Source organism: Haemophilus haemolyticus (assembly GCF_001679045.1).
Taxonomy (GTDB): Bacteria; Pseudomonadota; Gammaproteobacteria; order Enterobacterales; family Pasteurellaceae; genus Haemophilus; species Haemophilus haemolyticus.
This window is the reverse complement of the sequence record NZ_LYCK01000005.1, coordinates 1-659: the sequence shown is the minus strand read 5'-3', so window position 1 is coordinate 659 and position 659 is coordinate 1. Positions and strand designations below refer to the sequence as shown.

1 rRNA gene is annotated in these 659 nt (G+C 45.8%); it reads right to left on the bottom strand.

From position 1 onward, the window contains the following. Positions 1–489 (bottom strand): 16S ribosomal RNA (locus tag A8M50_RS02785); the annotation flags it as partial. Positions 490–659 lie beyond the last annotated feature (170 nt).

Sequence of the window (659 nt, the reverse complement as noted above, 5' to 3'; positions counted from 1 at the left end):
TTTAACGTCAATAATGTATGCTATTAACATACACTCCTTCCTCAATACCGAAAGAACTTTACAACCCGAAGGCCTTCTTCATTCACGCGGCATGGCTGCGTCAGGGTTCCCCCCATTGCGCAATATTCCCCACTGCTGCCTCCCGTAGGAGTCTGGACCGTGTCTCAGTTCCAGTGTGGCTGGCCATCCTCTCAGACCAGCTAGAGATCGCAGGCTTGGTAGGCCTTTACCCCACCAACTACCTAATCCCACTTGGGCTCATCTCATGGCATGCGGCCTTGCGGTCCCGCACTTTCGTCTCTCGACACTACGCGGTATTAGCTACAGTTTCCCGTAGTTATCCCCCTCCATAAGCCAGATTCCCAAGCATTACTCACCCGTCCGCCACTCGTCAGCAAGAAAGCAAGCTTTCTCCTGCTACCGTTCGACTTGCATGTGTTAAGCCTGCCGCCAGCGTTCAATCTGAGCCATGATCAAACTCTTCAATTCAAGTTCAATCGCTCAATATACTGCTTAGCTATAAATAAAACACTACTTAAAAAGTAATTATGAATTTTCAGTTAAGCACCTATTAAGACTTCAAAATTAAAAATATTTTTAAAACAAGTCAATCAACAAGTGCCCACACAGATTGTCTGATACATTGTTAAAGAGCAAAA